This window comes from Arthrobacter pascens (assembly GCF_030816475.1).
GTDB lineage: Bacteria > Actinomycetota > Actinomycetes > Actinomycetales > Micrococcaceae > Arthrobacter > Arthrobacter pascens_B.
Genome location: NZ_JAUSXF010000001.1, coordinates 4,030,778 through 4,057,533 on the forward strand (window position 1 = coordinate 4,030,778; position 26,756 = coordinate 4,057,533).

24 protein-coding genes and 1 pseudogene are annotated in these 26,756 nt (G+C 63.5%); 15 read left to right on the forward strand and 10 right to left on the reverse strand.

Annotation, left to right across the window (positions count from 1 at the left end; translation table 11 throughout):
* From QFZ40_RS18515 to QFZ40_RS18545, 7 genes and pseudogenes are all read right to left on the reverse strand, one after another.
* Positions 1-1,044: an NAD(P)-dependent alcohol dehydrogenase gene (locus QFZ40_RS18515; protein ID WP_306906141.1), complete on the reverse strand. Its 1,044-nt coding sequence runs from the start codon at positions 1,042-1,044 to the stop codon at positions 1-3.
* A 10-nt stretch (positions 1,045-1,054) separates the two neighbouring features.
* Entirely contained in the window at positions 1,055-2,566 is a 1,512-nt protein-coding gene (locus tag QFZ40_RS18520; RefSeq protein WP_306906142.1) for a CoA-acylating methylmalonate-semialdehyde dehydrogenase, read from the reverse strand.
* Between the two features lie 14 nt (positions 2,567-2,580).
* Positions 2,581-3,579, reverse strand: a complete 999-nt coding sequence (locus tag QFZ40_RS18525) for a D-2-hydroxyacid dehydrogenase (protein ID WP_306906143.1) — start codon at positions 3,577-3,579, stop codon at positions 2,581-2,583.
* Positions 3,576-4,647, reverse strand: a pseudogene (locus tag QFZ40_RS18530) (tartrate dehydrogenase). Before QFZ40_RS18530 ends, QFZ40_RS18525 begins: the two are co-directional and overlap by 4 nt.
* Entirely contained in the window at positions 4,644-6,191 is a 1,548-nt protein-coding gene (locus QFZ40_RS18535) for an aldehyde dehydrogenase family protein (RefSeq protein WP_306906144.1), read from the reverse strand. The pseudogene QFZ40_RS18530 and the gene QFZ40_RS18535 overlap by 4 nt, the downstream one beginning before the upstream one ends.
* A gap of 35 nt (positions 6,192-6,226) precedes the next feature.
* Positions 6,227-7,504 carry an NAD(P)/FAD-dependent oxidoreductase gene (locus QFZ40_RS18540; protein WP_306906145.1) on the reverse strand — a complete coding sequence of 426 codons (1,278 nt, stop codon included), beginning with the start codon at positions 7,502-7,504 and terminating at the stop codon, positions 6,227-6,229.
* A 27-nt stretch (positions 7,505-7,531) separates the two neighbouring features.
* Positions 7,532-8,203, reverse strand: a complete 672-nt coding sequence (locus QFZ40_RS18545) for a haloacid dehalogenase type II (protein WP_306906146.1) — start codon at positions 8,201-8,203, stop codon at positions 7,532-7,534.
* A 412-nt stretch (positions 8,204-8,615) separates the two neighbouring features.
* On the opposite strand from QFZ40_RS18545, the gene QFZ40_RS18550 reads away from it, so the two are divergent.
* From QFZ40_RS18550 to QFZ40_RS18605, 12 genes are all read left to right on the forward strand, one after another.
* A complete protein-coding gene (locus tag QFZ40_RS18550; RefSeq protein ID WP_306906147.1) occupies positions 8,616-9,542 on the forward strand; it encodes an ABC transporter substrate-binding protein in 927 nt (308 codons plus the stop codon).
* Positions 9,543-9,552: 10 nt separating this feature from the next.
* Positions 9,553-10,485: an amino acid ABC transporter permease gene (locus tag QFZ40_RS18555; RefSeq protein WP_306906148.1), complete on the forward strand. Its 933-nt coding sequence runs from the start codon at positions 9,553-9,555 to the stop codon at positions 10,483-10,485.
* On the forward strand, positions 10,482-11,249 hold the full coding sequence (locus QFZ40_RS18560) for an amino acid ABC transporter ATP-binding protein (protein WP_306906149.1): 768 nt from the start codon (positions 10,482-10,484) through the stop codon (positions 11,247-11,249). The genes QFZ40_RS18555 and QFZ40_RS18560 overlap by 4 nt, the downstream gene beginning before the upstream one ends.
* A gap of 3 nt (positions 11,250-11,252) precedes the next feature.
* Positions 11,253-12,386 carry an N-methyl-L-tryptophan oxidase gene (solA, locus tag QFZ40_RS18565; RefSeq protein WP_306906150.1) on the forward strand — a complete coding sequence of 378 codons (1,134 nt, stop codon included), beginning with the start codon at positions 11,253-11,255 and terminating at the stop codon, positions 12,384-12,386.
* A gap of 76 nt (positions 12,387-12,462) precedes the next feature.
* On the forward strand, positions 12,463-13,716 hold the full coding sequence (locus tag QFZ40_RS18570) for an aspartate aminotransferase family protein (protein WP_306906151.1): 1,254 nt from the start codon (positions 12,463-12,465) through the stop codon (positions 13,714-13,716).
* A gap of 81 nt (positions 13,717-13,797) precedes the next feature.
* Positions 13,798-15,252, forward strand: coding sequence for an NAD-dependent succinate-semialdehyde dehydrogenase (locus QFZ40_RS18575; RefSeq protein WP_306906152.1), 1,455 nt, complete (start codon positions 13,798-13,800; stop codon positions 15,250-15,252).
* Between the two features lie 42 nt (positions 15,253-15,294).
* On the forward strand, positions 15,295-15,987 hold the full coding sequence (locus QFZ40_RS18580) for a GntR family transcriptional regulator (RefSeq protein ID WP_306906153.1): 693 nt from the start codon (positions 15,295-15,297) through the stop codon (positions 15,985-15,987).
* Positions 15,988-16,214: 227 nt separating this feature from the next.
* Positions 16,215-17,141 carry an ABC transporter substrate-binding protein gene (locus QFZ40_RS18585; protein WP_306906154.1) on the forward strand — a complete coding sequence of 309 codons (927 nt, stop codon included), beginning with the start codon at positions 16,215-16,217 and terminating at the stop codon, positions 17,139-17,141.
* A 13-nt stretch (positions 17,142-17,154) separates the two neighbouring features.
* Positions 17,155-18,087 carry an amino acid ABC transporter permease gene (locus QFZ40_RS18590; protein WP_306906156.1) on the forward strand — a complete coding sequence of 311 codons (933 nt, stop codon included), beginning with the start codon at positions 17,155-17,157 and terminating at the stop codon, positions 18,085-18,087.
* The gene (locus tag QFZ40_RS18595) at positions 18,084-18,851 is read left to right on the forward strand and encodes an amino acid ABC transporter ATP-binding protein (RefSeq protein ID WP_306906158.1); all 768 of its coding nucleotides are present in this window, start codon (positions 18,084-18,086) and stop codon (positions 18,849-18,851) included. Before QFZ40_RS18590 ends, QFZ40_RS18595 begins: the two co-directional genes overlap by 4 nt.
* A 97-nt stretch (positions 18,852-18,948) precedes the next feature.
* Positions 18,949-19,659, forward strand: coding sequence for a GntR family transcriptional regulator (locus QFZ40_RS18600; protein WP_306906159.1), 711 nt, complete (start codon positions 18,949-18,951; stop codon positions 19,657-19,659).
* 287 nt (positions 19,660-19,946) lie between these two features.
* Positions 19,947-20,165 (forward strand): hypothetical protein, encoded by a 219-nt coding sequence (locus QFZ40_RS18605; protein WP_306906161.1) that lies wholly within the window; start codon positions 19,947-19,949, stop codon positions 20,163-20,165.
* A gap of 299 nt (positions 20,166-20,464) precedes the next feature.
* Here QFZ40_RS18605 and QFZ40_RS18610 read toward each other — a convergent pair whose 3' ends face one another.
* Entirely contained in the window at positions 20,465-21,124 is a 660-nt protein-coding gene (locus QFZ40_RS18610; protein ID WP_306906163.1) for a nucleoside/nucleotide kinase family protein, read from the reverse strand.
* Positions 21,125-21,145: 21 nt separating this feature from the next.
* Positions 21,146-22,759: a peptide chain release factor 3 gene (locus tag QFZ40_RS18615; RefSeq protein WP_306906165.1), complete on the reverse strand. Its 1,614-nt coding sequence runs from the start codon at positions 22,757-22,759 to the stop codon at positions 21,146-21,148.
* A 394-nt stretch (positions 22,760-23,153) separates the two neighbouring features.
* On the opposite strand from QFZ40_RS18615, the gene disA reads away from it, so the two are divergent.
* Entirely contained in the window at positions 23,154-24,230 is a 1,077-nt protein-coding gene (disA, locus tag QFZ40_RS18620) for a DNA integrity scanning diadenylate cyclase DisA (protein ID WP_306906167.1), read from the forward strand.
* A 26-nt stretch (positions 24,231-24,256) separates the two neighbouring features.
* Here the strand turns inward: disA and QFZ40_RS18625 are convergent, their stop codons facing one another.
* Positions 24,257-24,955 (reverse strand): hypothetical protein, encoded by a 699-nt coding sequence (locus QFZ40_RS18625; protein WP_306906169.1) that lies wholly within the window; start codon positions 24,953-24,955, stop codon positions 24,257-24,259.
* A gap of 207 nt (positions 24,956-25,162) precedes the next feature.
* On the opposite strand from QFZ40_RS18625, the gene QFZ40_RS18630 reads away from it, so the two are divergent.
* Together QFZ40_RS18630 and QFZ40_RS18635 are read left to right on the forward strand one after the other, a co-directional pair.
* Positions 25,163-26,068, forward strand: a complete 906-nt coding sequence (locus QFZ40_RS18630; protein WP_306906994.1) for an A/G-specific adenine glycosylase — start codon at positions 25,163-25,165, stop codon at positions 26,066-26,068.
* 157 nt (positions 26,069-26,225) lie between these two features.
* Entirely contained in the window at positions 26,226-26,711 is a 486-nt protein-coding gene (locus tag QFZ40_RS18635; protein WP_306906171.1) for a hypothetical protein, read from the forward strand.
* Positions 26,712-26,756 lie beyond the last annotated feature (45 nt).

The window sequence follows — 26,756 nt, forward strand, 5'->3', positions numbered from 1 at the left end:
TCAGTAGGTGGTTGCGTCGATGACGAAGCGGTAGCGGACGTCGCTGGCGAGGACGCGTTCGTAGGCGTCGTTGATTTTGCTGGCCGGGATGATTTCCACTTCGGCGCCGAGTCCGTGCGCGGCGCAGAAGTCGAGCATTTCCTGGGTCTGCTGGATGCCTCCCATTTTGGATCCGGTGAGGTTGCGGCGGTATCCGGCGAGGGACCAGGTCCGCAGGCTGAGAGGCTGGGGCGGCAGTCCGACCATGACCATGGTGCCGCCGACGGCGAGCAGTGAGAGGTACGCGTCGACGTCGATTTCGGCTGAGACGGTGTTGATGATCAGGTCGAAATGGTCCTTTAACGCCTCGAAGGTCCCGGTGTCAGCGGTGGCGTAGTAGTCCTGGGCCCCGAGCCGGAGCGCGTCTTCCTGTTTTTTCAGGGACTGGCTGAGCACGCTGACCTCGGCGCCCAGGGCTGCTGCGATCTTCACACCCATGTGCCCGAGCCCGCCCATCCCGATGATCGCCACGCGTTTGCCCGGGCCAGCGCCCCAGTTCCGCAGCGGTGAGTACATTGTGATCCCGGCGCACAGCAGCGGCGCTGCCTCTTCCAGTGAGATCCCGTCCGGGATCCCCAGCACGTAGTTCTCATCCACCACGATGCTGGTGCTGTAGCCGCCGGCGGTCGGCAGCCCGTCCCGGCCCACCGAGTTGTATGTACTGACCGGTCCGGCCTGGCAGTGCTGTTCCTCCCCGGCCCGGCAGTTCACGCATTCCCGGCAGGAATCGACAAAGCAGCCCACCCCGACCCGGTCCCCGACGGCGTGGCCGGTCACCCTCGCGCCGACGGCTTCAACGATGCCGGCGATTTCATGGCCTACCACCACCGGGTACTTCACCCCGGCCCAGTCCCCCCGGGCGGTGTGGATGTCTGAATGGCAGATCCCGGTGAATTTGATTCCGATCCGCACCTCGAATTCGCCCGGCTCCCGGCGCTCGATCACCCCGGGCTGCAGCGGTGACGTGGCCGACGCGGCGATATACGCCCTGGCAAGAGTAGTCATCAGGACCGCCTTAATTGGAAGGGAAGTTATAGGACGCACCCGAAGCATGGGCAGGTTCTGGCCAGCGGGAGGTGACGACCTTGCCGCGGGTGTAGAACGAGACGCCCTCGGGGCCGTAAATGTGCTTATCGCCAAACAGCGAGGCCTTCCAGCCGCCGAAGGAGTGATACGCCACCGGCACCGGGAGGGGAACGTTGATGCCGATCATGCCCACGTCCACGGAGCGCTGGAACGTCCGGGCGGCGGCGCCGGAGGAGGTGAAGATGGCGGTGCCGTTGCCGTAGGGGTTGGCGTTGATCAGCCGGATCCCCTCCTCCAGGTCATCAACCCGGACGACGACGAGGACGGGTCCGAAGATCTCCTCGGTGTAAGCGGTCATTTCGGTTGTGACGTGGTCGATCACGGTGGGTCCGACCCAGAAGCCGTCCTCGTGGCCGGGGACCACCAGGTCCCGGCCGTCGACCACCATCGCGGCGCCGGCGGCTTCGGCCTCGGTCACGATTTTGACGATGCGTTCCTTGGAGGCCGGGGTGATGACCGGACCCATCTCAGCACCGGGAACGGTGCCGTTGTCCACCTTCACTGACAGGGCGCGTTCCTGAACTTTTTTGACCAGCAGGTCTGCGGCGTCCCCGACCGCGACCGCAACGGAGATCGCCATGCAGCGCTCCCCCGCGGAACCGAACGCGGCAGCGGCCAGATGATCAGCGGCGTTATCCAGGTCCGCGTCCGGCAGGATGATCGCGTGGTTCTTCGCCCCGCCCAACGCCTGCACCCGCTTACCGTGCTTCGTCGCGGTTTCCTGGACGTACCGGGCGATCGGGGTCGAGCCAACAAAGGAGATCCCGTCCACATCAGGATGCGTAAGCAGCCCGTCCACGGTTTCCTTCCCGCCATGCAGAACCTGGAACACCCCGTCCGGCAGCCCTGCCTGCTTCCACAGCTTCGCGAGCAACATTGACGCGGACGGGTCACGCTCGGAAGGCTTGAGAATGAAGGCGTTCCCGGTGGCGATCGCCATCGGCGCCATCCACAACGGCACCATCACCGGGAAATTAAACGGCGTGATCCCCGCAACCACACCAAGGGGCTCACGGAAGGAAAACACATCGATGCCGGTGGACACCTGGTCCGAATAATCGCCCTTGAGCAGGGTGGGGATCCCGCAGGCGAACTCCACCACCTCCAAACCCCTGGCAATCTCACCCTTCGCATCCGAGAGGACCTTGCCATGCTCGGCCGTGATCAACGCAGCAAGCTCATCCACATGCGAGGCCACCAGCTCACGGAACCTGAACAACACCCCCGTGCGCTTCGCCAGCGAAACATCACCCCAGGAATCGGCAGCAGCATGCGCCGCCGCCACCGTCGCATCCAAATCCGCACGACTAGCCAGCCGCAACTCCCCGCTGACAGCGCCGGTCGCAGGGTTAAAAACCGGCCGCGTCAGATCACCCTCACCAACAGTCTCCGAACCATTGATGAAATGGCTGATCGTGGTCAGTGACGTCGTCGTAGTCATTGCGGTGTTCCTTTTCAGGTGAGCGAGGGCTCGGAGGTCGGGACGAATCCGAGGGCTTTGTCCACGATGTTTTCGAGGGGTTGGCCGTTGCAGTACCGTTTGAGGTTGTCGAGAAAGAGTTTGCCGAGGTCATCGAGGTAGTCCTCGGTGTCGCCGCACATGTGGGGGGTGATGATGACGTTCTCCATGCTCCAGAGGGCGTGTCCTTCGGGCAGGGGTTCGGGGTGGACAACGTCCAGGGCTGCGCCGGCTATGGAGCCTGAGCTCAGCGCATCAGTCAGCGCCGGGGTGTCCACCAGCTGACCGCGGCCTACGTTGATGATCCGGGCGGAGGGCTTCATCGCGTTGAGGACTTCGGTGCTGACAAGTCCGGTGGTGTCGGCGGTCAGCGGCGCGGCGAGGACCAGGTAGTCGTAGCCGTGAACCACGGCGGCGAGCTCGCGGGAGGAGAGGACCTGGCCGAAGTCAGTGTCCCCTGGCCGGGCTGTGCGGCCTGCCCCGTCGACTTCCATTCCCACGGCGCGGAAGAGCCGGGCGATTTCACGTCCGATGGATCCGGTGCCGACCACCACGGCGCTCTGGCCCTGGACCTTTCGGGTGGTCCGGTGCTGCCAGCGTTGTTCCTGCTGGAGCCGGTAGGAACCCTGGGAGTCCTTCGCCATGTCCAGGACAAAGCCGAGCGCGAACTCCGCGATCGCGGTGCTGAGGACCCCGCGGGAGTTCGTGTAGGTCACATCACTGGCAGCCAGCTCATCAAACATCAGCTGGCTCACGCCGGCCGCCGTGACATGGATCCACTTCAACGAGGAGGCAGCGTCCCAGTTCTCACGCAGGGCCGGCGAGAAGGAGTGCCACTGGTAGAGCACGTCCGCGCCGTCCATTGCCTTGGCCAGCCCCTCGGCCTTTGTCAGCCGGACTTCTGCGAGTTCTTCGATCTCTGCCAGGCGGGGCGGGAGCGCCTCGCGGTAGAGGGCGGCGACGACGGGCCGCTTCGCCCTTGCGGCGGTGGTCATGCTGTGACCGGGGTGAGGGCGTTGATGGAGGTCAGGACGGCTGCGGTGAATTCGGACGTGGAGGAGGTTCCGCCGACGTCGCGGGTGCCGTGACCGGCACGAAGGGCCGATTCGAACGCGGCCTGCAGGTGCGCGGCGGCTTCGGGGGTGGCCCAGGTGCTCAAGCATCATCGCCCCGGACCAGATCTGTCCTACCGGGTTGGCCAGGCCCTTCCCTGCGATGTCCGGCGCGGAGCCGTGGACCGGTTCGAACAGGGACGGGAAGTCACCTTCGGGGTTCAGGTTCGCGCTGGGCGCCAGGCCGATGGAGCCTGTCACGGAGCTGCCCAGGTCCGAGAGGATGTCCCCGAGCAGGTTGGAGGCGACGATGACATCAAGGGTCCAGGGCTTCAGGACCAGGTGCGCGGCCAGGGCGTCCACCAGTTCATGCGTCACGCTCACCCCGGGATACTGGCGCACGGTTTCGGCGACCACCTCGTCCCAGAACGGCATGGTGTGGATGATGCCGTTGCTCTTCGTCGCGGACGTCAGCCTGCCCTGCCGGGACGCTGCAAGGCCAGCGGCGAAGTGCGCGGCGCGGGAAACGCCCAGGCGGGTGAAGATGGTTTCCTGCACCGCTGTCTCGTGCGGCAGGCCACGGTACATCCGCCCGCCGACCTCTGAGTATTCGCCCTCGTTGTTCTCCCGGACGATCAGGATGTCAATCGGGTTCTTCGCCTCCAGCGGCGAGGACACGCCGTCGAGCGTTTTGACCGGGCGGAGGTTGATGTACTGCTGGAACTCCCGACGGATCGGGATCAGCAGCCCCCACAGCGATTCCGTGTCCGGAACCTCCGGTGAGCCCACCGCGCCCAGGAAAATAGCGTCATGCTTGGCCAGCTGTTCGATTCCGTCAACGGGCATCATCCGCCCGTGCCGGCCGTAATAGTCCGAGCCCCAGTCAAAGAACGTGAACGCCAGGTCCAGCCCGTGAATCGAGGCGATCCGCTCCAGGCATTCAATCGCCGCGGGGACCACTTCCTTGCCGATCCCGTCCCCGGCGATCACCGCAATACTGTGCGTGCTCATGCGGATGCCCCGTCCGTGAGGCCGCCCAGGACCTGCCAGCGGGCCTTGGAGTCGCCAAGGTTGATGATGGTGTTCTTGGGTTCGGTCATTTCCCGGACCGCGTGCCGGACGCCTTCGCGGCCCACGCCGGATTTCTTGAACCCGCCGAAGGGCATGGAGTCGATCCGGACGTCGCTGGTTTCGTTGATGACCACCGCGCCGACGTGCAGCTTCTCCGCGACCGTCAGGGCAAGGTCAATGGACTGGGTAAAGATCCCGGCCTGGAGGCCGTACTCGGTGTTGTTGGCCGCGAACACGGCGTCCCGGACCTCGATGAAGGGCAGGATGCTGACCACCGGGCCGAAGACTTCCTCCGCGATCACTTTTGCGTCCGAGGGCACATCGGCCAGGACGGTCGGCTCGTAGTAGGCGTTGTGGCGCTTGCCGCCGGCGTGGACAGTCGCGCCGGCCGCTTTGGCCTCTTCGACCCATTCCTCAACCCGGCGGGCCTCCGCCTCCGAGATCAGCGGGCCAACGTCGGTGCCGCGGTCAAGCTTGGGCCCGATCCGCAGCGCTTTCGTCCCGGCAGTGACCAGGTCCAGGACCTCGTCGAACAGGGAGGTGTGGACGTAGACCCGCTGGACCGAGAGGCAGTTCTGCCCCGCCACGCCGAACGCGCCGGCCACGATGGCCTTCGCCGCAGCCTTTGCGTCAGCGTCGGAGCAGACAATCGTGGCGTTGTTCCCGCCGAGTTCGGACAGGATCTTCTTCGCCCCGGCCGCCGCGGCGATCCGCTCCGCCGTCGCGGGGCCGCCGGTGAAGGAAATCAGGTCCACCCGGGGATCCGTGACAACGGCCTCGGACACGCCCGGGCCGGACACGATCGCCGCGATCCGGCCCGACGGGACTCCTGCTTCCAGCAGCAGCCGGACAAAAGCCAGGCCGGTCAGCGGTGTCCGCGTGGAAGGCTTCAACACCACGCCGTTGCCACCGATCAGGGCCGGGCCCAGCTTATGCGCCACCAGGTTCAACGGATCATTGAATGGCGTGATCGCCGCGACGATCCCTACCGGCTGCCGGCTGTACCAGCCGATCTTGCCCGCACCGGCCATGCTGTCCTCAAAACCCAGGGTCTCCCCCGCCAGCTCCTCCGAAGCGGCCGCGGAAAGCCTCAGGGTCTCAATGCACCGCCGAACCTCACGCTCGGCCTCAGTGATCGTCTTACTGCTCTCAGCAGCAATGATGTTCGCGAACCGCTCAGCCTGCTCCCCCAAAAGCAGCACGGCCTTTTCCAGCGCCTGCCGGCGGGCACGCAACGGCCACTCGTCCGCCTGGAGATGGCGGTCTATGTGCCCGATGGCACGCTCCACGTCCTGCGACGTGGAGGTGCACACCCGCCCCAACAGGACACCATCCTCAGGATCCCGCACCTCCAAGGTCAACTCGGCTGTCTGCCACTGCCCTTCGAAAAAAGCTCCGCCGGGAAGGTTGGCAAATTGTGCGCGCCTGTAGGCAGATTCCTCTGTAGTTTTTGGGCGCGCTTCAGCGACCGTTGTTGATGACATGGGGGACCCTTATCTTGCCTGGTGGTGAGAAACGTCTACTTGACGCGGTCGATGATTTTTGCCGCTGCGCCGATGAAGGGCAGGAACCAGGGCGGCCCGAAGTGGCCCGGAACGGGCGGGTTCTTCAGGTCTTCCCAAACGTTGGCGCTCTTGTCGCCGGCCATGTAGTGCGCCATCCTCTTGCCCATGTGCGCGGCCATCTGCACGCCGTGCCCGCTGTAGCAGAGAGAGTAGAACAGGCCGTCATGCTGGCCCGCGTGAACCATCTGGTCCATTGAGAGGTCCACCAGTCCGCCCCAGATGTAGTCCACCTTGGCGTTGGACAGGTAGGGGAAGAGCTCGAGCATTGCCTTGCGCAGGATCTCGGCGCTCTTGACGTCCGAATCCGGGCTGGACAGCGCAAAACGGGCCCGGCCACCGAACAGCAGACGGTTGTCCGGGGTGATCCGGAAGTAGTAGGTCAGCATCTTGCTATCCGAGGCCTGGCGGCGGTTCGGCAGGATGCGGTTGACCACATCTTCGGGCAGCGGGTCAGTCACAATGATGAAGCTGCCCACCGGGATCACGCGGCGCTGCAGCCAGGGGGTGACGTTGCCGGTGTAGCCGCTGGTGGCGACCAGGACCTGCTTGGCCCTGGTGATGCCCCGGGTGGTGTGCACATCGTGCACGGTGCCGGAGACCTTCTTCAGCTCGGTCACTGCCGCGTTCTCGCAGATATCCGCTCCGGCGGCAACAGCTACCCCGGCCAGGCCATGCACGAACTTGCCCACGTGCAGGCCCGCCCCGAGCGGGTCAACCATCGCGCCCTGGTAGAAGTCCGTGCCGATCTCACTGTGGATCTCGGACTTGGGGATAACGGTGACATGGTGGTCGGCCAGTTTGGCCAGCTTCTCCTGCGACTTCAGGAAGCCCTCATAGTGGGACTTGTGGAAGGCCAGCGAGAGCTTTCCAAAGCGGTTGTAGTCGCAGTCGATGCCATTGTCATGCACCAGCTTCTCGATGGTATCGATGGCGTCGTTGTATTCCTGGAACATCTCCACGGCACGCGTGGCGCCGTAGCGCTTGACCGCGGTGCTGAAGCTGATGGCCAAACCGGTGGTCGCCATTCCCCCGTTCCGGCCCGATGCGCCCCACCCCACGGTGTGGCGTTCGAAAACGGCAACGCTAGCGCCCTGCTTGGCAAATTCAAGGGCTGCGGACAGCCCCGTAAATCCGGCGCCGATGATGGCGACGTCGACGTTCTCGGGAACCGGAGTCTGCCGGTAGTCTCCGGATGCTTCAGCTGTATCCAGCCAGTAAGGAATGAGTTTCACGGTTTGGCCTTTCGCCTCAAAGTCGGTTTAGAGACCGAGGTGCTTGTTGATCTCGTCCAGGGACTTGGCAGTGGTGAGGTCGTAGCCCGGGCCGATGGGGTCGTAGCCACGGTCCAGCACCCAGAGGTTGCGGAAGCCCATGTCGTGCATCGGATGAATGTCGTAGCGGGTGTGCGAGGAGATGTGCAGGAAGTCCTCGGGCTTGGCGTTCAGGGTGTCGAGCATGTACTCGAAGGCCTGGTAGCGGGGCTTGTAGGCCTGGGCCTGCTCAGCGGTGTAAACGGCGTGGAAGTCGGCGCCGAGCTTGGGAATGCTGATGTCCAGGAAGCTGTCGTCCGCGTTGGACAGAGCAACCAGCTTGTAGTTGTCGCCCATGAGCTTCAGCGGAGCCGGTACGTCCTCGTGGGCGACCCAGCCGCGTACAGCGTCAGCGAACGCTGCGCCGGCACCTTCGGTCGGTCCGATGCCCCAGCGCTTGCACACCCGGTCAAAGGAATCCTGAAGGATCGCCTCGTAGGGCTTGTAGTCGCCACAGACCTCGTCGAACCGGTACCCGCGGAACTGCTTCTTGAAGGTCGGCCACTGCTCTTCTGAGATGCGGCCATCGAGCAGGCGACGCGTGGTGGGATCGATGTCGAAGTTGATCAGAGTGCCGTAGATATCAAAAGAGATGTACTTCGGCCGGTTGGAGTCTGCCATAATTCGTCCGTTTCATTCGGTCTTGAACGGGAGGCCCGGATGTGTGGCCTGCCGCCTTCCTTTAAGTCTGCGCCTGCGGTTCCATCGGGGCTATTCAGGCTCCGATGCCCGCTGTTCTGACTCTAGGTCTGCTGATTGTAGATTGTCAACAGTTCTTTATGAGATTCTTTCGCAACTAGGAAGAGGCCCTCAAAAATAGTTGGTTTATTTATCGTCAATTGTTGACAATCGGCGATTTGGACTGTTGCATTGCCTTAGATGCGGAAACGAGATCCTGATCACAGCCGCATGGAGCACCACCCCCAGCACCGCCTCGCATCCTGCAACAATGGATGCGGACGGAGGGTTCTGGAAAGAAATGCACCCATCTCAGCAGATCATCTTCAGCTGAAACCTCTTGAAGGGAAGCACCATGAAAACCAGAAACAAAGTTCAGACTGCCACGGCAGCCCTTGGCGTCTTGTTGGCCCTGAGCGCCTGTGGAGGCACGGCGGCGAGCACTCCGGCCCCGGACAGCTCCAAGACGTCCAACACCGCAGACATCTCCGAGGGTGTCCAGGCGGATGCGGCCGCCGTCGCACTTCTGCCGCAGTCCATCAAGGACAAGGGCGAACTCACCGTCGCAATGGACCTGCACTATCCGCCGACGACGTTCCTTGCTGACGACAACAGCACCCCGATCGGGCTGAACCCTGACGTTGCCCGCCTGGTGGCGAAGAAGCTGGGGCTGAAGCTGAAGTTCGAGAACACCGGCTTTGACACCATTGTTCCCGGCATCGATGGCGGCCGCTACGACTTCACTATCACCACCATGTCCCCTACGCCCGAGCGGCTGAAGGTCCTGGACATGATCGACTACTTCAAGGCCGGTACTTCAGTGGCCGTGAGCGCGGGAAATCCGCTGAAGCTGACCAATGAGACCCTGTGCGGTAAGAATATTGCCGTCACCGCCGGTTCGACGGGCCAGCTCAAGCGCCTCCCTGCCCTCTCGGATCAGACCTGCACCTCCAAGGGTCAGCCGGCCATCAACGCGGTGACGCTGCCCAACGTCCAGGACTCGCTGACCCAGCTGGCCTCAAAGCGTGTCGACGGCATCCTCTACGACACCACCTCCCTCGCCTGGGCCGCCAAGCAGCAGCCGGGCGCGTTCACCATCCTCACCCCCCAGGTCAACACCGGATCCACTGACCTTACGTCTGTGGGCCTGAAGAAGGGCTCCGCCCTGACCCCTGCCCTGCAGAAGGCCGTGCAGGATGTCCTGGACAGCTCGGAGTACAAGAAGTCGCTCTCGAACTGGAGCCTGGAATCAGGTGCCATCACCACTGCCAAACTGAACTAAGGACGGGTACATGCAGTCCCTGATCTCCGAAGAAAGTGACGCCACAATGAGTGGGATAAATTCAGCCCTGAAGCCTAGGCTCAAGCGCCGGAGTACGTTCGAGTATGTGGCCTGGGTGGTATGCAGCCTGATCGGCATCGGCATCCTGGCCTCCGTATCCACCAACCCGAACTTCAAATGGGACGTGGTGGCGAAGTACTTCACGCAGGAGACCATCCTTCGTGGTTTGATGCTCACGATCTTCCTCACGGTAGCCAGCATGGTCCTGGGAACGCTCCTGGGCCTGGCGCTGGCGGTCATGAGGTCCTCCATCGTCAAACCGATCGCAGCCACGGCCGGGGTCTACATCTCCCTGTTCCGCGGCACCCCGGTCCTGGTGCAACTGATCTTCTGGTTCAACATCGCAGCCCTGTACCCGAACCTGACCATCGGAATCCCGTTCACCGACATCAGCACCGCGATTGACGTGAACGCCCTGATGGCACCCATCACCGCGGCCCTGATCGGCCTGACCCTGAACCAGGCCGCGTACATGGCCGAGATCATCCGCGGCGGGTTCTCCTCGGTCGGGAAGGGCCAGATCGAAGCAGCGGACTCCCTCGGGATGAGCGCCGCGACGAAGATGCGCAAGGTCATCATCCCCCAGGCAATGCCCTCGATCATCCCCGCGACCGGTAACCAGGTCATCGGCATGTTCAAGGAAACCTCCCTGGTCAGCGTCCTCGGCGTGGCCGAACTGCTCCAAAGCGCCCAGCTGATCTACGCCCGCACCTACGAAACCATCCCGCTGCTGATCGTCGCCAGCCTCTGGTACCTGGTAATGACCCTGCTGCTGAGCTACCCGCAAGCCAAGCTCGAAGAGAAATACTCCCGCGCAACCTCCAGGCTTCCCCGCAAGGCCAAACCCGTTGTGCTCACCGACCCGGAAGGTATCGCCCGATGAGTGCAGACGGAACCATCCTCGCCAAGAAAATCCGAAAGTCCTTCGGACACAAAACAGTCCTCAAGGACATCGACCTGGAGATCGCCAGCGGAGAGATCTGCTGCATCATCGGACCCAGCGGCTCCGGCAAATCCACCGTCCTGCGCTGCATCAACGGCCTGGAAACAGTGGACTCCGGAGTCCTGAAAGTCAACGGCGAAGACTTCGGCTACTACGAAACCGAGAACGCCTACCACGCCCTGCCGCCGAAGAAACTCGCCGAACAGCGCACCAGGCTCGGCATGGTCTTCCAGCAGTTCAACCTCTTCCCGAACATGACAGCGCACGAGAACATCATGTCCGGACCCGTCCTGGTCAAAGGCGCCGACAAGAAAGAATCAGCCAAACGCGCCCACGAACTGCTCGCCAGCGTCGGCCTGGCCGGGTTCGGGGACTACTACCCCGCCCAGCTCTCCGGCGGCCAGCAACAACGCGTCGCGATCGCCAGGTCCCTGGCCATGGACCCCGAGATCATGCTCTTCGACGAACCCACCTCGGCCCTGGACCCGGAAAAAGTCGGCGAAGTCCTCGCCGTCATGCAGGACCTGGCCAAAAAAGGCATGACCATGGTCGTGGTCACCCACGAAATGGGCTTCGCCCGCGAAGTCGCCGACTCCCTGATCTTCATGGACGACGGCTACATCGTCGAACGCGGCGACGCCCGCGAAATCCTGGCGAACCCGCAGGAACCCCGCACCCAGGCATTCCTCAGGCAGGTGCTCTAAACCATGGACGGAAAACTCGCCGTTATCGGCCTGGGCAGCCTCGGGAGCATGGCCCTCTGGCAGGCCTCCCGCCTGAGCCAGGACGTCGTCGGGTTCGAAGCCGCGTCCCCCGCCCACGGCCGTAGCGCCGTGGGCGGGGACACCCGGCTCTTCCGCATGATCTACCGCGGAAACCCCGACCTCTACCCCATCCTGGAACGCTCCCGGGATCTCTGGGCCGAACTCGAAGCCGAAACAGGGCAGAACATCCTCGCCCGCACCGGCGGACTCTCCATCGGAACCAAAGACGGGGCCTACCTCACCGCCCTGCTGGAAACCACCCACACCACCGGAGCCGAATACCAAATCCTCAGCCGCGAACAAATGGCCGAACGCTACCCCCAGCACAACCTCCGCACCGACGACATCGCGGTCTATGACCCGCACGCCGGTGCCCTGCGCACCGACCGGGCAGTCACAGCCGCCGTCGCGGCCGCCCAGGCCAACGGCGCAACAATCCACACCAACACCCCCATCGACAACATCACCGAAACCAGCGAGGGCGTCCTCATCACCTCCGGTGAGAAAACCTGGACCTTCGAGAACGTCATCGTCTCCTCCGGCGGCTGGTCCCAACGGCTCATGCCTGACTACCTGAAAGCCGCAACGGAAACCAAACGGATCTTCCTGACCTGGTTCGTGGCCAAAAACGCGGCAGAATTCTCGCCCGAGAACTTCCCCGTCTTCATCCGGATCGAGGAGGACCGCTCCATGTACGGGGCACCCGCCGTCGACGGCGTGACCGTCAAAGCAACCCTGGACGGCCGCGGCGGACCCACCAAAGACGCCGAATCCGTACCAAGGAACCTCACGCCCGCAGAGATCCAGGAAACGACCGAAACCGTCACGGAGTTCTTCCCCGGCCTGGTCCCCAACATCGTCCGCTCGGACGCGTTCCCCGACCTCTACACCGCCGACCACAACCCACTGCTCGGCCGGCCAACAGAAAACAGCAGGATTTACTACGCCACCGGTTTCTCCGGCGGAGGCTTCAAGAACGCCACCGGATTCGGCGAAATCGCGGCACATGAAGCGCTGGGCAAACGGGCCTTCGATGGGCTGGACTTCGTCCGGCCTGACCGCTTCAAGACCACCTAACCCCGATAACAAACAAAGGGTGGCTCTAACTCCGCCTATTGTTGACAATCTACAGTCTGTAAGAAAGTATGAAGCCATGGCAACACTTAGCCCCCTCCTCAAGCAGGCCACTCCGGTCGTCGTAGACCATGCCCTCGGCAGCTGGATCCACGCGACCGACGGCAAAAAGTACCTCGATTTCACCACTGGAATCGGTGTCACCAGCACAGGTCACTGCCACCCCGACGTCGTTGCGGCAGCACGCGAGCAGGTGGGCAAGATTGTCCATGCCCAGTACACCACCGTGATGCACAAGCCCCTGCTTGAGCTCACAGAAAGACTGGGAGAATTCCTGCCTTCGGGGCTTGACAGCGTTTTCTACGCCACGTCCGGCTCCGAGGCAGTGGAAGCTTCCGTCCGCCTCGCACGTATGGCTACGGGACGACCCAACATCATCTCGTTCCACGGAGGCTTCCATGGCCGGACTGTGGGCGCGGCTTCGCTCACCACAGCCGGCACCAAGTTCCGTTCAGGCTTCTCCCCCCTCATGGGTGGAGTACACATTGCCCCGTTCCCCCACGCCTACCGGTATGGATGGGATGAGGAAACCGCAGTCAACTTCGCCCTGAAGGAACTGGATCACCTCCTCCTGAGCATCAGCAGCCCCGCGGATACTGCGGGTTTCATCATCGAACCCGTCCTGGGCGACGGCGGTTACATCCCCACACCGCCTGCTTTCCTTCAGGGCCTGCGGGAGCGCGCAGACCGTCACGGCATTGTACTCATCCTCGATGAGGTCCAGGCCGGCGTCGGGCGCACCGGTAAGTTCTGGGGCCACGACTGGGCGGGAATCACCCCCGATGTCGTTATCACCGCGAAGGGCCTCGCGAGCGGTTTCCCGATCTCGGCAATTGCCGCATCAGCAGAGCTGATGGGCAAGGCATGGGCAGGTTCCCAAGGTGGCACCTACGGCGGAAACGCTGTAGCGGCAGCTGCCGGCGTCGCAACCCTGGGCGTTATCGAGCGCGAGAACCTGGTAGAGAATGCCTTGCTTCGCGGCGATGAGCTTCGGGCGGGGCTTGACAAGCTCAAGCCAGAATTCGCGGTCATTGGAAATGTACGGGGCCGTGGCCTCATGCAGGGCGTCGAATTCACGTCTCCGGACAGCACCCCTGATGCCGCTACTGCCTTGGCTGTCCAGCAAGCGGCAATCAAGGAAGAACTGCTCCTCCTCACCTGCGGTCCGCACGGCAACGTCGTCCGCATCATCCCGGCGCTTAATGTCAGCAGCGACGAGATCCAGGCTGGTCTGACCAGGTTCACCCAGGCGCTGAAGACAGCCACCTCCTAATACAACCCAAGGCACGGACTTCGCCGGGGCGGAACCCCACCGCCCCGGCGAATGCCTTCCCCACGACACTGAAAGCGTGACATGAGTCTTTCCTTTGATCCCACCACTCTTCATACTGACTTGTTCATCGACGGTGCCTGGCGGAAGGCCACCCGTGGTGCCACCTTCGCCGTCGAAAACCCGGCAACGAACGAAATCATTGCCCAGGTCGCCGACGGCGGACCCGAGGACGCAGCCCTGGCCATCGAGGCCGCGGGCCGGGCCCAGGCAGCGTGGGGCAAGTCCACGCCCCGGGAACGGGCCGACATCCTGCGCCGCGCCTTTGACCTGGTCATCGCCAACACCGACCGGCTGGCCGCGATCATGACAGCCGAAATGGGCAAGCCCCTTGCCGAGGCCAAGGGCGAGGTGGCCTACGGCGCCGACATGCTCCGCTGGTTCTCCGAAGAGGCCGTCCGCGTCGGCGGCGACAGCACCACCTCAGTCGATGGCAACACCCGGATCCTGATCAGCAAGGAACCCGTTGGCCCCTCCGTGCTGGTCACCCCGTGGAACTTCCCGCTGGCCATGGGCGCCCGGAAGATCGCCCCCGCCGTCGCCGCCGGCTGCACCATGGTCTTCAAACCCGCGGAGCTGACCCCGCTGACCTCCCTGGCCCTGGTGGACATTTTCCAGCAGGCCGGCCTGCCTGACGGTGTACTGAACGTCGTCACCACTGCCAGCGCCGCCCCGGTGGTGGAGAACTGGACCAGCAGCGGCATCGCCCGCAAGATCAGCTTCACCGGCTCCACCGGAGTCGGCAAGATCCTGCTGCGTCAGGCAGCGGAGAACGTCATGCGCTCCTCGATGGAACTGGGCGGGAACGCCCCGTTCATCGTCCTGGCAGACGCGGACATCGAAAAGGCTGTTGACGGGGCCATGAAGGCCAAGATGCGGAACATGGGCGAAGCCTGCACCGCGGCCAACCGCTTCTTCGTGCACCGTTCAGTGCTGGCCGAATTCTCCGAGAAGTTCTCCAAGAAGATGTCCGAACTGCGGGTCGGCGACGGCGCCCTGGACGGCACCGAGGTCGGGCCCCTGATCGAGCAGAAGGGCCTGGACAAGGTCCAAAGCCTCGTGGCCGACGCGGTGTCCAAGGGTGCCCGGGTCCTGACCGGCGGCACCCGCCCTGAGGGCCCCGGCTACTTCTACACCCCCACCGTCCTGACCGACGTTCCCCTGGACGCGGACCTGATGAGCACCGAGATCTTCGGACCGGTCGCCGCCATCACCCCCTTCGACAGCGAAGACGAAGTGCTCCGCGTAGCCAACGACACCGACTGGGGCCTTGTCGGCTACGTGTTCACTGAGAACACAGGCAAAGCCATGCGGTTCTCCGCCGAACTCGAAGTCGGAATGATCGGCATCAACACCGGCCTGGTTTCCAACCCGATAGCACCCTTCGGCGGCATCAAACAGTCCGGCCTGGGACGCGAAGGCGGCAAGATCGGTATCGAAGAATTCCTCGAGTACAAATACACCGCAATAGCAATCTAGAAATTATGTAGTATGCCGAGGAGTGAGATGAGGGGGATATCAATGGCGGCACCGGAAGGGCTCTTTGCACTGGAGGGAAGACCCACGGCGCAGTTGATCGCTGATCAACTGCGGGAACAGATTGTTCAGGGTACGTTCCGCCCTGGTGAGCAGATCAATGAATCAGTGCTGGCAACCCAGCTGCACACCTCCAGGGGTCCTGTCCGGGAGGCGTTGCAGCGGCTCTGCCAGGAGGGGATTCTCGTCAGCCGCCGCAACAGGGGTGTCTTCGTTCTTGAGCTCGCTACCGATGACATCAGGGAGATCTATGCGGTCCGTGAGGCTGTGGAATCAACGGCGGCAGACGCGCTGCTGGATGCGGGCGACGAGCAGGTCAAAGATACCTGCCAGGATTTGACCGCCATCATCAGCGACATGGCCAAGCAGGTTGCGGTGTCCGACTGGCAGGCAATTGCCCAGCTGGACATGGAATTCCACACCTCCTTCGTAGCCGGAACGGGCAACACACGCCTGATCCGGATCTATCAGACCCTTGCGGCTGAATCGAGGATGTGCATTCTCAACCTTGCCGTCGCCTATCCCCGGGTCGACGTCCTCGTGCAGGAACACCAGAACATCCTGGACCTGCTCGAGGCCGGCGACAGGGAAGAACTGCACATAGCCATCAAACGGCACATGGAGAAGGCGGTTGAGGACCTCACGGGCACAAGGGAAGAGACGGAAGCCACCGTCTGAGGCTCTCCCTCAGGCTCCGTTCCACAAGAGATGGCCAGATCCAAGGGATCTGGCCATCTCTTTTTTGCCCTGATCGCGTCCCAGCTCTGCGCCCCTGACGGCGATGCCGCCCAGCGATACCCCATAGTAAATTCTGCTAACTGTCGACGATCTGCGAATTCAATGGTTGCATTGTAGATACGGGGGAGCATCCACTACTGTGCGGAGCATCCAAGGGAGACACGCGTTTGAAGACCCGACTCACAGTCCGGACTGCTGCTGCAGGATTGGCCTTTTTGCTGGCGCTGGCCGGGTGCGGATCGAGCCCCGGCGGCGGTCCTGCGCAGGATGGTTCGACGACGTCAAACACTGCAGACATCTCCGAAGGTGTCGGCCCGGACCAGGCCGCCGTTGGGCTGTTGCCGCAGTCCATCAAGGACAAGGGCGAACTCACCGTCGCGATGGACCTGCACTATCCGCCGACGACGTTCCTTGCGGAAGACAACACCACTCCAATCGGCCTGAACCCGGATATTGCGCGCCTGGTGGCGAAGAAGCTGGGGTTGAAGCTGAAGTTCGAGAACACCGTGTTCGATACCATCATTCCCGGTATCGACGGCGGCCGCTATGACTTCACTGTCACCACCATGTCCCCCACGCCCGAGCGGCTGAAGGTCCTGGACATGATCGATTACTTCAAGGCCGGCAATTCAGTGGCCGTCAGTGCGGGAAATCCGCTGAAGCTCACGAACGAGAGCCTGTGCGGTAAGAATATTGCTGTCACGGCCGGTTCGACGGGCCAGCTCAAGCGCCTCCCTGCCCTCTCGGATCAGACCTGCACCTCCAAGGGACAGGCCGCGATCAACGCAGTGACGCTGCCCAACGTCCAGGACGCGCTGACCCAGCTGGCCTCGAAGCGTGTCGACGGAATTCTCTACGACACCACCTCCCTCGCCTGGGCCGCCAAGCAGCAGCCGGGTGCGTTCACGATCCTCACTCCCCAGATCAATGTCGGCTCCAGTGACCTGACGTCTGTTGGCCTGAAAAAAGGCTCGCCTTTGACCCCGGCTCTGCAGGCTGCCATTCAGTCGGTCCTGAACAGCCCGGAATACAAGAAATCGCTCTCAAACTGGGGCCTGGAAGCAGGTGCCATAACAGATGCCAAGCTCAACTAGGAGAGGTGCTGCGATGCTGGAGACCGCCAGTCACGGAAGCGGGAACAAGATGAATGCGATTGACCCCGCACTTAAGCCGAGGCTCAAGCGCCGGAGTACGTTCGAGTATGTGGCCTGGGTGGTATGCAGCCTGATCGCCATCGGCGTCTTGGCCTCCGTTTCGACGAATCCGAACTTCAAATGGGACGTGGTGGCGAAGTACTTCACGCAGGAAACGATCCTTCGTGGTTTGATGCTCACGATCTTCCTCACCGTGGCGAGCATGGCCCTGGGAACTCTCCTGGGCCTGGTACTGGCGATCATGCGGGCCTCGAGCATCAAACCGATCGCGGCCACCGCCGGGGTCTACATCACCTTGTTCCGAGGAACCCCTGTCCTGGTGCAGCTGATCTTCTGGTTCAACATCGCAGCACTCTATCCGAATCTCACGATCGGGATACCGTTTACGGACATCAGCACCGCGGTTGATGTGAATGCCCTGATGGCACCCATCACCGCGGCCCTGGTCGGCCTGACCCTGAACCAGGCCGCGTACATGGCCGAGATCATCCGCGGCGGGTTCTCCTCGGTCGGGAAGGGCCAGATCGAAGCAGCGGACTCCCTCGGGATGAGCGCCGCGACGAAGATGCGCAAGGTCATCATCCCCCAGGCCATGCCCTCGATCATCCCCGCGACCGGCAACCAGGTCATCGGAATGTTCAAGGAAACCTCCCTGGTCAGCGTCCTCGGCGTGGCCGAACTGCTCCAAAGCGCCCAGCTGATCTACGCCCGCACCTACGAAACCATCCCGCTGCTGATCGTCGCCAGCCTCTGGTACCTGGTAATGACCCTGCTGCTGAGCTACCCGCAAGCCAAGCTCGAAGAGAAATACTCCCGCGCAACCTCCAGGCTTCCCCGCAAGGCCAAACCCGTTGTGCTCACCGACCCGGAAGGTATCGCCCGATGAGTGCAGACGGAACCATCCTCGCCAAGAAAATCCGAAAGTCCTTCGGACACAAAACAGTCCTCAAGGACATCGACCTGGAAATCGCCAGCGGCGAGATCTGCTGCATCATCGGCCCCAGCGGCTCCGGCAAATCCACCGTCCTGCGCTGCATCAACGGCCTGGAAACAGTGGACTCCGGAGTCCTGAAAGTCAACGGCGAAGACTTCGGCTACTACGAAACCGAGAACGCCTACCACGCCCTGCCGCCGAAGAAACTCGCCGAACAGCGCACCAGGCTCGGCATGGTCTTCCAACAGTTCAACCTCTTCCCGAACATGACAGCGCACGAGAACATCATGTCCGGACCCGTCCTGGTCAAAGGCGCCGATAAGAAAGAATCAGCCAAACGCGCCCACGAACTGCTCGCCAGCGTCGGCCTGGCCGGGTTCGGGGACTACTACCCCGCCCAGCTCTCCGGCGGCCAGCAACAACGCGTCGCGATCGCCAGGTCCCTGGCCATGGACCCCGAGATCATGCTCTTCGACGAACCCACCTCGGCCCTGGACCCGGAAAAAGTCGGCGAAGTCCTCGCCGTCATGAAGGACCTGGCCAAAAAAGGCATGACCATGGTCGTGGTCACCCACGAAATGGGCTTCGCCCGCGAAGTCGCCGACTCCCTGATCTTCATGGACGACGGCTACATCGTCGAACGCGGCGACGCCCGCGAAATCCTCTCCAACCCCAAGGAACCCCGCACCCAGGCATTCCTCAGGCAGGTGCTCTAAACCATGGACGGAAAACTCGCCGTGGTCTCCAAGGGGCCGCAAATCCAATACTGTCTAAGGAACGTAATAGTCCCGAGAGTGAAGTGAGGGAAGAGCAATGGCGGCACCGGAAGGACTGTTCGTGCTGGAGGGAAGGCCCACGGCGCAGCTGATCGCCGATCAGCTGCGCGAACAAATCGTCCAGGGGGTTTTCCGTCCCGGAGAGCAGATCAACGAGTCTGTGCTGGCGAGCCAGCTGCACACTTCGAGGGGCCCGGTCCGCGAGGCGTTGCAGCGACTGTCCCAGGAGGGGATCCTGGTCAGCCATCGCAACCGGGGAGTGTTCGTCCTGGAGCTTACGGCCGTTGATATCAGGGAAATCTATACGGTCCGCGAGGCCATGGAATCAGCCGCTGCAGACGCGCTGCTGGATGCCGGCCAGGAAAAGGTCGAAGAGACCTGCCAGGAGCTGAAGTCCATCATCAGCGACATGGCGAAGCAGGTTGCGGTGTCCGACTGGCAGGCGATTGCCCGGCTGGACATGCAATTCCATACCGCCTTCGTGGCTGGCGCGGGCAACACACGCCTGATCCGGATCTACCAGACCCTGGCGGCTGAATCGAGGATGTGCATTCTCAGCCTGGCCGTCGCCTATCCCCGAATCGACGCCCTGGTCCAGGAACATCAAAACCTGCTGGACCTGCTGGAGGCTGGCGACAGGGAAGAACTCCACAAAGCGATCGATCAGCACATGCAAAAAGCCGTTGAGGACCTCACCGCCGTCATGGAAGCGAAGGGAAATACCACCTTGGAATCTTCTCCGGCGTAGTCCCGGAAACAGGTCAGGTGCCGAACGGGGTACCCTTCCGGCACCGTCAAGAGCCTCCGAGCAGCTGAAGCTGCCCGGAGGCTTTCGGTTTCGGTCGCTGGTCTTGCCTTTCTTGGGATACATCCAAACTTTTCCTAGCAATTGTCAACAATCGACGATATGCTTGGAGCGGAATCCTTAGCTTCGTGAAATCCCGTGCGGACGGCTGCATTGGTCAGATGTGACCCGGCCTGAAAAGTCGACCGCCCCCCCTTGCACTCCAACCTGATTTATGAAAGGCAGCGATAATGCCAAAAAGCCGCCGTGCATCTTTGTGGGCTTCGCTCCAGCAGGGAGATGTTGTCACTCTTAGCCGTCGGGGGGTCCAGTGCCACAAGGGCTTCGTTGAAGATCGGACCGAGGACGGTCAAACGATCTGGGTGACCGACGACATCGGTCACCGACGGCTGTTCCACGTGCAGGACGACTATGACCTGCTGGTTGCCGGCGATGTTTTCGCCAACTAGGCAGATTCCGTTCGCAGCCCGCTACGCCGGGCCGCTCGGAAGTCAGCCCGTGGAAGCCACGTGCTCAGCCTGATCGTCCTGGTGTTAGCCGGACTCTTGACCGGATGGACCGCAGTTTCACAGCCACCGTGGTCCGGACGGGGGAACCGACGAAGCAGGTTCGACGCCCTATCCCCGTTGCAGATTTGCGCCGGGAGCGTTGCCCTGGCTGCCATTCTCACGTCCGTTCAGCTTCAGCTGGCTGCCCGCCCCTAACCGGACCGGATGCCCGGACAAGCCTGTCACCGGAGCCCGCCCTGTCACCGGAGCCGTATGACGACGTCGGCCGAGTTCCTAGTGGTCCGGATGAACCGCGCGTTGGGTTCATCAGTGCTCTCCACCCATTCCACTGCCTTGGACAGGGCCTTGCCGAAGTGGACGTGCCGGTTAACGAGTCTCTGCAATCGGAGTTCGTCCGGGGTCTCCAGGTACCAGACCTCATCCAGTTGGGCACGGACTGCCAGCCACGGGAGTGCGGGAGCCAGCAGGTAGTTACCTTCGGTGATCACCACCGGGACTTCCTTCGGGACGGCTATCGACGCAGCAATGGGTTCTTCGAGTCCTCGCCGGTAGGAAGGGGCGTAAACAACGTCTTCGTCCCGGGTCCGGATTCGCTGCAGGAGGGAACGGTAGCCGCCGACGTCGAACGTGTCGATCGCCCCTTTCCGGTGAAGCTTCGGAGTGTCCTTGATGACATCGTGGCCCAGGTGGAACCCGTCCATAGGCAGGACGACGGCGGTGCCGCCGCCGAGCTGGTCTGCCAGCCTTTCGGCAAAGGTTGATTTACCGGCGCCAGGTGCCCCGCACAGGCCCAGGACAAATCGGGAACCCGGCGTCAGTTTCCGCAGGATCCGCTCCGCGAGCTGATCCGGGTCCGCATCCAGGGTTTCCGGCAATGAAGGGCGGTTGCTCAGCGCCATGTATTCAGCTCCTTGCAGCGGCTACTTTGCCGGGTTATGCGTTCCGATCGGCACCAGGGTCAGGTCAGGGTGGTTTTTCTCGATCCGGCGCAGCGCCCAGACGTCATTGAACAGGGCAAGGTATTCACCGTCGGAGCGCAGCAGTACCTCCGCGCCCGGGACGTTTGCCAGCGCAGGCATCGCATCCGCCGTCGAAATCCTGGCGATGGAATAGGGCAGGCGTTCCAGCCGCATGGGGGCACTGAAGTCGTGGGCCATACGGTCCTCCACCACCTCAAACTGCATGGGGCCGACGGCGGCAAGAACGGGCGCCTGGTCTCCCCGGACGTCGGAGCGGAGCACCTGTATGACGCCCTCGTGTTCGAGCTGCTCTATGCCCCTGCGGAACTGCTTGAAGCGGCTGGGGTCCTTGGAGCGGGCCACCTGGAAGTGCTCCGGTGCGAAGAGCGGAATAGCCGGGAACTCCACCGGGCCCTCCAGGAAGAGGCTGTCCCCCACGCGCAGGGAGGAGGCATTAACCAGGCCGACGACGTCACCCGGGTAGGCCTCGTCGATGACTTCGCGTTCACGGCCAAAGACCTGCTGCGCGTACTTCGTGGCGAAGGATTTGCCGGTACGCGTCTGGGTGACCACCATGCCGCGCTCGAAGATGCCGGAGCAGACGCGGATGAAGGCGACGTGGTCCCGGTGGGCCTTGTTCATGCCCGCCTGGACCTTGAAGACAAACCCGGAGAACGGCGATTCCACGGCCCGCGGGGCGCCGTTAACATCCGGCCGGGGTGCCGCAGGCGGTGCATAGTCAACCAGCGCGTCCAGGAGTTCCTTGACGCCGAAGTTCAGGGCGGCGGAGCTGAACAGGATGGGGGTGGCCTTGCCAGCATGGAAGCTCTCGACGTCGAACTCCAGGTTGGACTCAATCACCAGTCCGGCCTCGTCCACGGCGTCGGTCCAGTTGCTGCCCTGGCTCTCCGCTGCCTGTTCGGGGGTGAAGTAGTCGGTGAGGGCGATGCTGGCGCCGGAGTTGTTGCGCTGGAAGCGGGCAAAGCGGTCGTTACGAAGGTCCCAAACCCCCCGGAAGTCTCCGGAGATGCCCACTGCCCAGGTCAGCGGCATGGGCTGCAGGCCGGTCCGCTCAGTGATTTCATCCATGAGCGCCAGGGCGTCCAGGCCGGGGCGGTCCCATTTGTTAATCACGGTAATAATGGGGAGGTTGCGCTGCTTGCACACTTCGAAGAGCTTCATGGTCTGGGTTTCCAGGCCCTTGGCGGCATCCACCAGCATCACCGCGCAGTCCACGGCAGCGAGGACACGATACGTGTCCTCGGAGAAGTCAGCGTGCCCGGGAGTGTCCAGCAGGTTGATGACGGTATCGCGATACGAGAACTGGAGGGCGGCAGAACTGATGGAGATGCCGCGGTCCTTTTCCATCTGCATCCAGTCGGAGACCGTTTCCTTGCGGTTGGCCTTGCCGCTGGACGCGCCGGCGGTGCCGATCACCTTGGCATGCAGGGCGAGCGCCTCGGTGAGCGTGGATTTTCCGGCATCGGGGTGGGAAATAACAGCAAAGGTCCGACGCCGGGCCGCCTGCCGGTGAATCTCGTGGACCCGGGCGGGGCTGAGGACATCTTGGGACACGGTGCTACTTTCGGTGCGTTGGGGGATACCCCTGACGCTTGACGGGACATCGCTTGATGGGCGCGGGACTGGCCACAGCCAAGGTCCAAGTTTATCGCAGTGATCCAAGGAGCGCTGAGGCCAGCTTCCCGGTACGACGGCGGCTGCTCCTTATAACTGCCGCCAGCAGCCAAAATGCCCCAAAATGGCCCCTTCGTCAACCGGCTCCGCACCTATTCCACCCACCGCTACGGAGCCGCCCGACGGGGCACTTTGAGGCTTGCTGGTGCGGAACAGCCCCTTCTTTACCTCTATCATTGACCTAGCGGGAAACTGAGTACTTTTGACCCTGCCGGCGGAGAGTGGAAACCGGCCTACTTGCGGACCGTCGTCCGCACCTTTGAAGGGAACACCTATGGCTCGGAGCCCCGAAGAATCGCTCAAGGCGACTCTGGGCAGGGTGGCTCCAGGCACGCCGTTGCGCGATGGCCTGGAACGCATCCTCCGCGGACGCACCGGCGCACTGATCGTGCTGGGTTCGGACCGGACCATCGAATCCATCTGTTCCGGCGGCTTCGACATCGGCATCGATTTCTCTCCCACCCGGCTCCGCGAACTGGCCAAAATGGACGGTGCCATCATCTGCGACAGGGACGCCGGGAACATCCTCCGCGCAGCCGTCCAGCTGGTCCCCGACTCCAGCATTGAGACCCAGGAATCCGGCACCCGCCACCGCACTGCCGAGCGCGTGGCCATCCAGACCGGCGTGCCCGTGATTTCCGTCAGCCAGTCCATGCAGATCATCGCGTTGTATGTGAACGGCCTGCGGCACGTGCTTGAGGGCTCGGAAAAAGTCCTGGCCCGGGCCAACCAGGCCCTGGCCACGCTGGAGCGGTACCGTTCCCGCCTGGACCAGGTCACCAGTTCGCTGTCCGCCCTTGAAATCGAAGCCATGGTGACGGTGCGGGATGTAGCCGTCACCCTGCAGCGCCAGGAGATGGTCCGCCGGATCTCCGAGGAGATCTCGCAGTACGTCCTGGAACTCGGCGAAGACGGGCGCCTGCTGTCGCTCCAACTGGACGAGCTGACAGTGGGCCGCGGCCCCGGCAGCGACATCATCATCCGGGACTACGCTGGCCCCGAGGCCTCCGCCGCTGACATCGAGAAGGCCGTCAGCGCGCTGGTGAACCTGGGGCCAACAGAGCTGATCGACCTTGGCAAAATCTCCGGAATCATCGGGTTCGCCGGCGGCGTGGACACGCTCGACGCCGTCGTGCAGCCCCGGGGATACCGCCTGCTCTCCGGACTCAAGGCAGTGCCAAGGGCGGTGGCCGACAGGCTTGTTGACCACTTTGGCGGGCTGCAGTTCCTGATGGCTGCGACCATCGACGACCTCATGACCGTGGACGGCATCGGCGATCAACGCGCCCGGACCGTACGCGAAGGCCTTAGCCGCATGGCCGAGGCAAGCCTGCTGGACCGCTTCCTCTAGCCGCACACCCCCGTTCCGGGGAAGGGTCAATTGAGCTGGAAAACGGCCTTGGGACTGGCCTTGGAGCCGAGCTTGGCGGTGAAAACGTAGTACGCCCCGCCGGCTCCGGGCTTTGCCTGGATGGGCTGGCAGCCTTCCACTGTGCGGTTCCTCGGCCAGGGGAAGTTGGCCGTCTCGCTCGCCCCCGGCTGGATGGTCTTCACCAGGTCCTCGCTCTTGGCCTGGCAATCCCTGGACGAGAAAATCCTGTCAGCGCCGCTGGTGACAAGGAACTCCATCTGGGACGTGCCGATATTCACGTCGCACGGCATCTGCCCGCCGTTGGTCACCTTCAGGGTGAGCAACGGGTTCTCCGCCGGACCGTAGGCGGCCTTGTCGGTCGAGGCGGAGACCGTCACGAGGTTCTGGTCGCACGTTGGGGTCGGGGAGCTGCTGGGAGTCGGGGAACTGCTGGGAGTCGCCGTGCTGCCGGCGACGGCGGACGCCGGGGTGTCCGTGGCGGCCCCGGTTGCGGCGGGCGCAGCGTCAGTGGATGAGGCTTTTTCCGCGTTTCCGCTGAAGGCTCCGGCGGCGGCAAATCCACCGAGCACCAGGGCGATCAGCACCAGCAGGACTGCTCCCACGAACAGCCGACGACGGCGGTAGACGGCGTCACTCGTCCCGCGCCTTGCACGGGAATTTGAGTTGGATGCCGTCTTTCGTGATGAATTGCCTTGCCTGCCCATCCTTCTAGGCTAGGGAACCGGCCGGACTATGCTCCCCCACCACGCCGGGCGCCGGGCCATCGCTATGGTCACGGTTTGTTCCGGCTCCGGTCCCGTCCGCCACGGCGCGTCCGTTACAGTGTTGGGATCGACGCTACAACCAAGTCCCCAGCCCTGCCCGCCAACGCCCGCAGCCTCGGGCCCGGTCTTGACGCCCTCCATCGCCGGATAGTGGGCTGGTTTGAGGAGACTGCCCGCGACCTGCCCTGGCGCGAACCCGCATGCTCGCCCTGGGGCGTGCTGGTCAGCGAGATCATGCTCCAGCAGACCCCTGTGGTACGCGTGCTGCCCGTCTGGGAGGAGTGGCTCAGGCGATGGCCAAACCCTGCTGCCCTGGCCGGTGAGCCCGCCGGCGAAGCGGTCCGCTGCTGGGGCAGGCTGGGCTATCCCCGCCGTGCCCTCAGGCTCCACGCTGCTGCCGTGGCGATCGTTGACGGTCACGGTGGGAAAGTCCCCGATACTTACGCGGAACTGCTGACGCTGCCGGGCGTGGGCAGCTACACGGCCGCAGCCGTCGCCGCCTTTGCCTACGGGCGCAGGGAGACGGTGGTGGACACCAACATACGGCGCGTGCACGCGCGGCTCGTTTCCGGCGTCGCCCTTCCGGCGCCTTCCCTGACCGCCTCTGAGATGCGGCTCGCGGCTGAACTATTGCCGGACGACGACGGGACATCCGTCAGGTGGAACGCTGCGGTGATGGAACTTGGGGCTCTGGTATGCACGGCACGGGCGCCGAAATGTGCCGCCTGCCCCGTCCGGGAACAATGCGCGTGGCTGGCAGCAGGCGAGCCGCCGCCGTCGTACACCCCAAAAGGCCAGGCCTGGCACGGCACCGACCGCCAGGTCCGCGGAGCCGTGATGGCGGTGCTGCGGCTCGCGGAAACGCCGGTCCCGCCGGAGATGTTCGTCCAGGAGCCCGCGGACCTTGGTTTCGAGGCTGAGGGAATCGGTGCGCCGTTGTCCGCCCTTCACCGGCTGAACTCGGCGCCGGAGCAGCTGGAGCGCGCGCTGGCCGGGCTCCTCAGCGACGGGCTCGCCGAGCTTCACCACGGCGGCTACCGGCTCCCCGCGTGATCCCTGGCCCGCCCACCTTCCGGCGCGGGCACCTTCCGGGCATCGGCCTGACCCGCAAGGTCTCATTCCGGCAGTCTCTGGAGCGGGGCCATAACGATGTCTGCATCACTTCCCTGACATCCGTTGGGCTCCGCCGCGGCCGGCCCTACGCTGAAGTATGGGCAAGCCCGGGGTGCTGCTGGTACTGATCACGACGGCCTTACTCACCTCTGCCTGCTACCCCTACGCGGCTCCGTGCCCGGCGATCGCCCAGGCAACTGCGGTGTCCGTGGCTGTGTCCCGGGAGTATGTTCCCCAGGTGAAGACCCTGCGGCTGAAGGCCTGCCAGGAGGGCGCCTGCAAGGAAGCGGACCTGGAACTCTTCGGTGGCAGCGTGTCCGTGGACCAGGGCTGCGGGCCGGACGGCGTCTGCTCCGCCACGGCCTCCCCGGACGGGACCATGATGGGGATCCTGATGCTGGACTCCCTGACCGAAGCGCCAATGGCCCTGACCGCCACCGGAACCGCGCCGGACGGGGCCGCCCTTCCGGTGCGCACTTTGGATTTCCGCCCCCGCGGCGCCTACCCGTACGGCGAACAGTGCGGACGGTTTGTCACCGCCTCCGTGAAGCTCGACGCCGAAGGGCTGCACGACGTTTCCTAATCGGGGCCTCTTCAGGCAACGTAGGATGAAAGCGTCGATCAACTA

Bases quoted from the DNA above. Each gene is read 5' to 3' on its own strand.
- QFZ40_RS18570 (WP_306906151.1), top strand. From the start codon at position 12,463: ATGGCAACACTTAGCCCCCTCCTCAAGCAGGCCACTCCGGTCGTCGTA.
- QFZ40_RS18555 (WP_306906148.1), top strand. From the start codon at position 9,553: ATGCAGTCCCTGATCTCCGAAGAAAGTGACGCCACAATGAGTGGGATA.
- QFZ40_RS18575 (WP_306906152.1), top strand. From the start codon at position 13,798: ATGAGTCTTTCCTTTGATCCCACCACTCTTCATACTGACTTGTTCATC.
- QFZ40_RS18525 (WP_306906143.1), bottom strand. From the start codon at position 3,579: ATGACCACCGCCGCAAGGGCGAAGCGGCCCGTCGTCGCCGCCCTCTAC.
- QFZ40_RS18605 (WP_306906161.1), top strand. From the start codon at position 19,947: ATGCCAAAAAGCCGCCGTGCATCTTTGTGGGCTTCGCTCCAGCAGGGA.
- QFZ40_RS18600 (WP_306906159.1), top strand. From the start codon at position 18,949: ATGGCGGCACCGGAAGGACTGTTCGTGCTGGAGGGAAGGCCCACGGCG.
- QFZ40_RS18580 (WP_306906153.1), top strand. From the start codon at position 15,295: ATGGCGGCACCGGAAGGGCTCTTTGCACTGGAGGGAAGACCCACGGCG.
- QFZ40_RS18520 (WP_306906142.1), bottom strand. From the start codon at position 2,566: ATGACTACGACGACGTCACTGACCACGATCAGCCATTTCATCAATGGT.
- QFZ40_RS18545 (WP_306906146.1), bottom strand. From the start codon at position 8,203: ATGGCAGACTCCAACCGGCCGAAGTACATCTCTTTTGATATCTACGGC.
- QFZ40_RS18590 (WP_306906156.1), top strand. From the start codon at position 17,155: ATGCTGGAGACCGCCAGTCACGGAAGCGGGAACAAGATGAATGCGATT.
- QFZ40_RS18550 (WP_306906147.1), top strand. From the start codon at position 8,616: ATGAAAACCAGAAACAAAGTTCAGACTGCCACGGCAGCCCTTGGCGTC.
- QFZ40_RS18625 (WP_306906169.1), bottom strand. From the start codon at position 24,955: ATGGGCAGGCAAGGCAATTCATCACGAAAGACGGCATCCAACTCAAAT.
- QFZ40_RS18560 (WP_306906149.1), top strand. From the start codon at position 10,482: ATGAGTGCAGACGGAACCATCCTCGCCAAGAAAATCCGAAAGTCCTTC.
- solA (WP_306906150.1), top strand. From the start codon at position 11,253: ATGGACGGAAAACTCGCCGTTATCGGCCTGGGCAGCCTCGGGAGCATG.
- QFZ40_RS18635 (WP_306906171.1), top strand. From the start codon at position 26,226: ATGGGCAAGCCCGGGGTGCTGCTGGTACTGATCACGACGGCCTTACTC.
- disA (WP_306906167.1), top strand. From the start codon at position 23,154: ATGGCTCGGAGCCCCGAAGAATCGCTCAAGGCGACTCTGGGCAGGGTG.
- QFZ40_RS18535 (WP_306906144.1), bottom strand. From the start codon at position 6,191: ATGTCATCAACAACGGTCGCTGAAGCGCGCCCAAAAACTACAGAGGAA.
- QFZ40_RS18595 (WP_306906158.1), top strand. From the start codon at position 18,084: ATGAGTGCAGACGGAACCATCCTCGCCAAGAAAATCCGAAAGTCCTTC.
- QFZ40_RS18610 (WP_306906163.1), bottom strand. From the start codon at position 21,124: ATGGCGCTGAGCAACCGCCCTTCATTGCCGGAAACCCTGGATGCGGAC.
- QFZ40_RS18515 (WP_306906141.1), bottom strand. From the start codon at position 1,044: ATGACTACTCTTGCCAGGGCGTATATCGCCGCGTCGGCCACGTCACCG.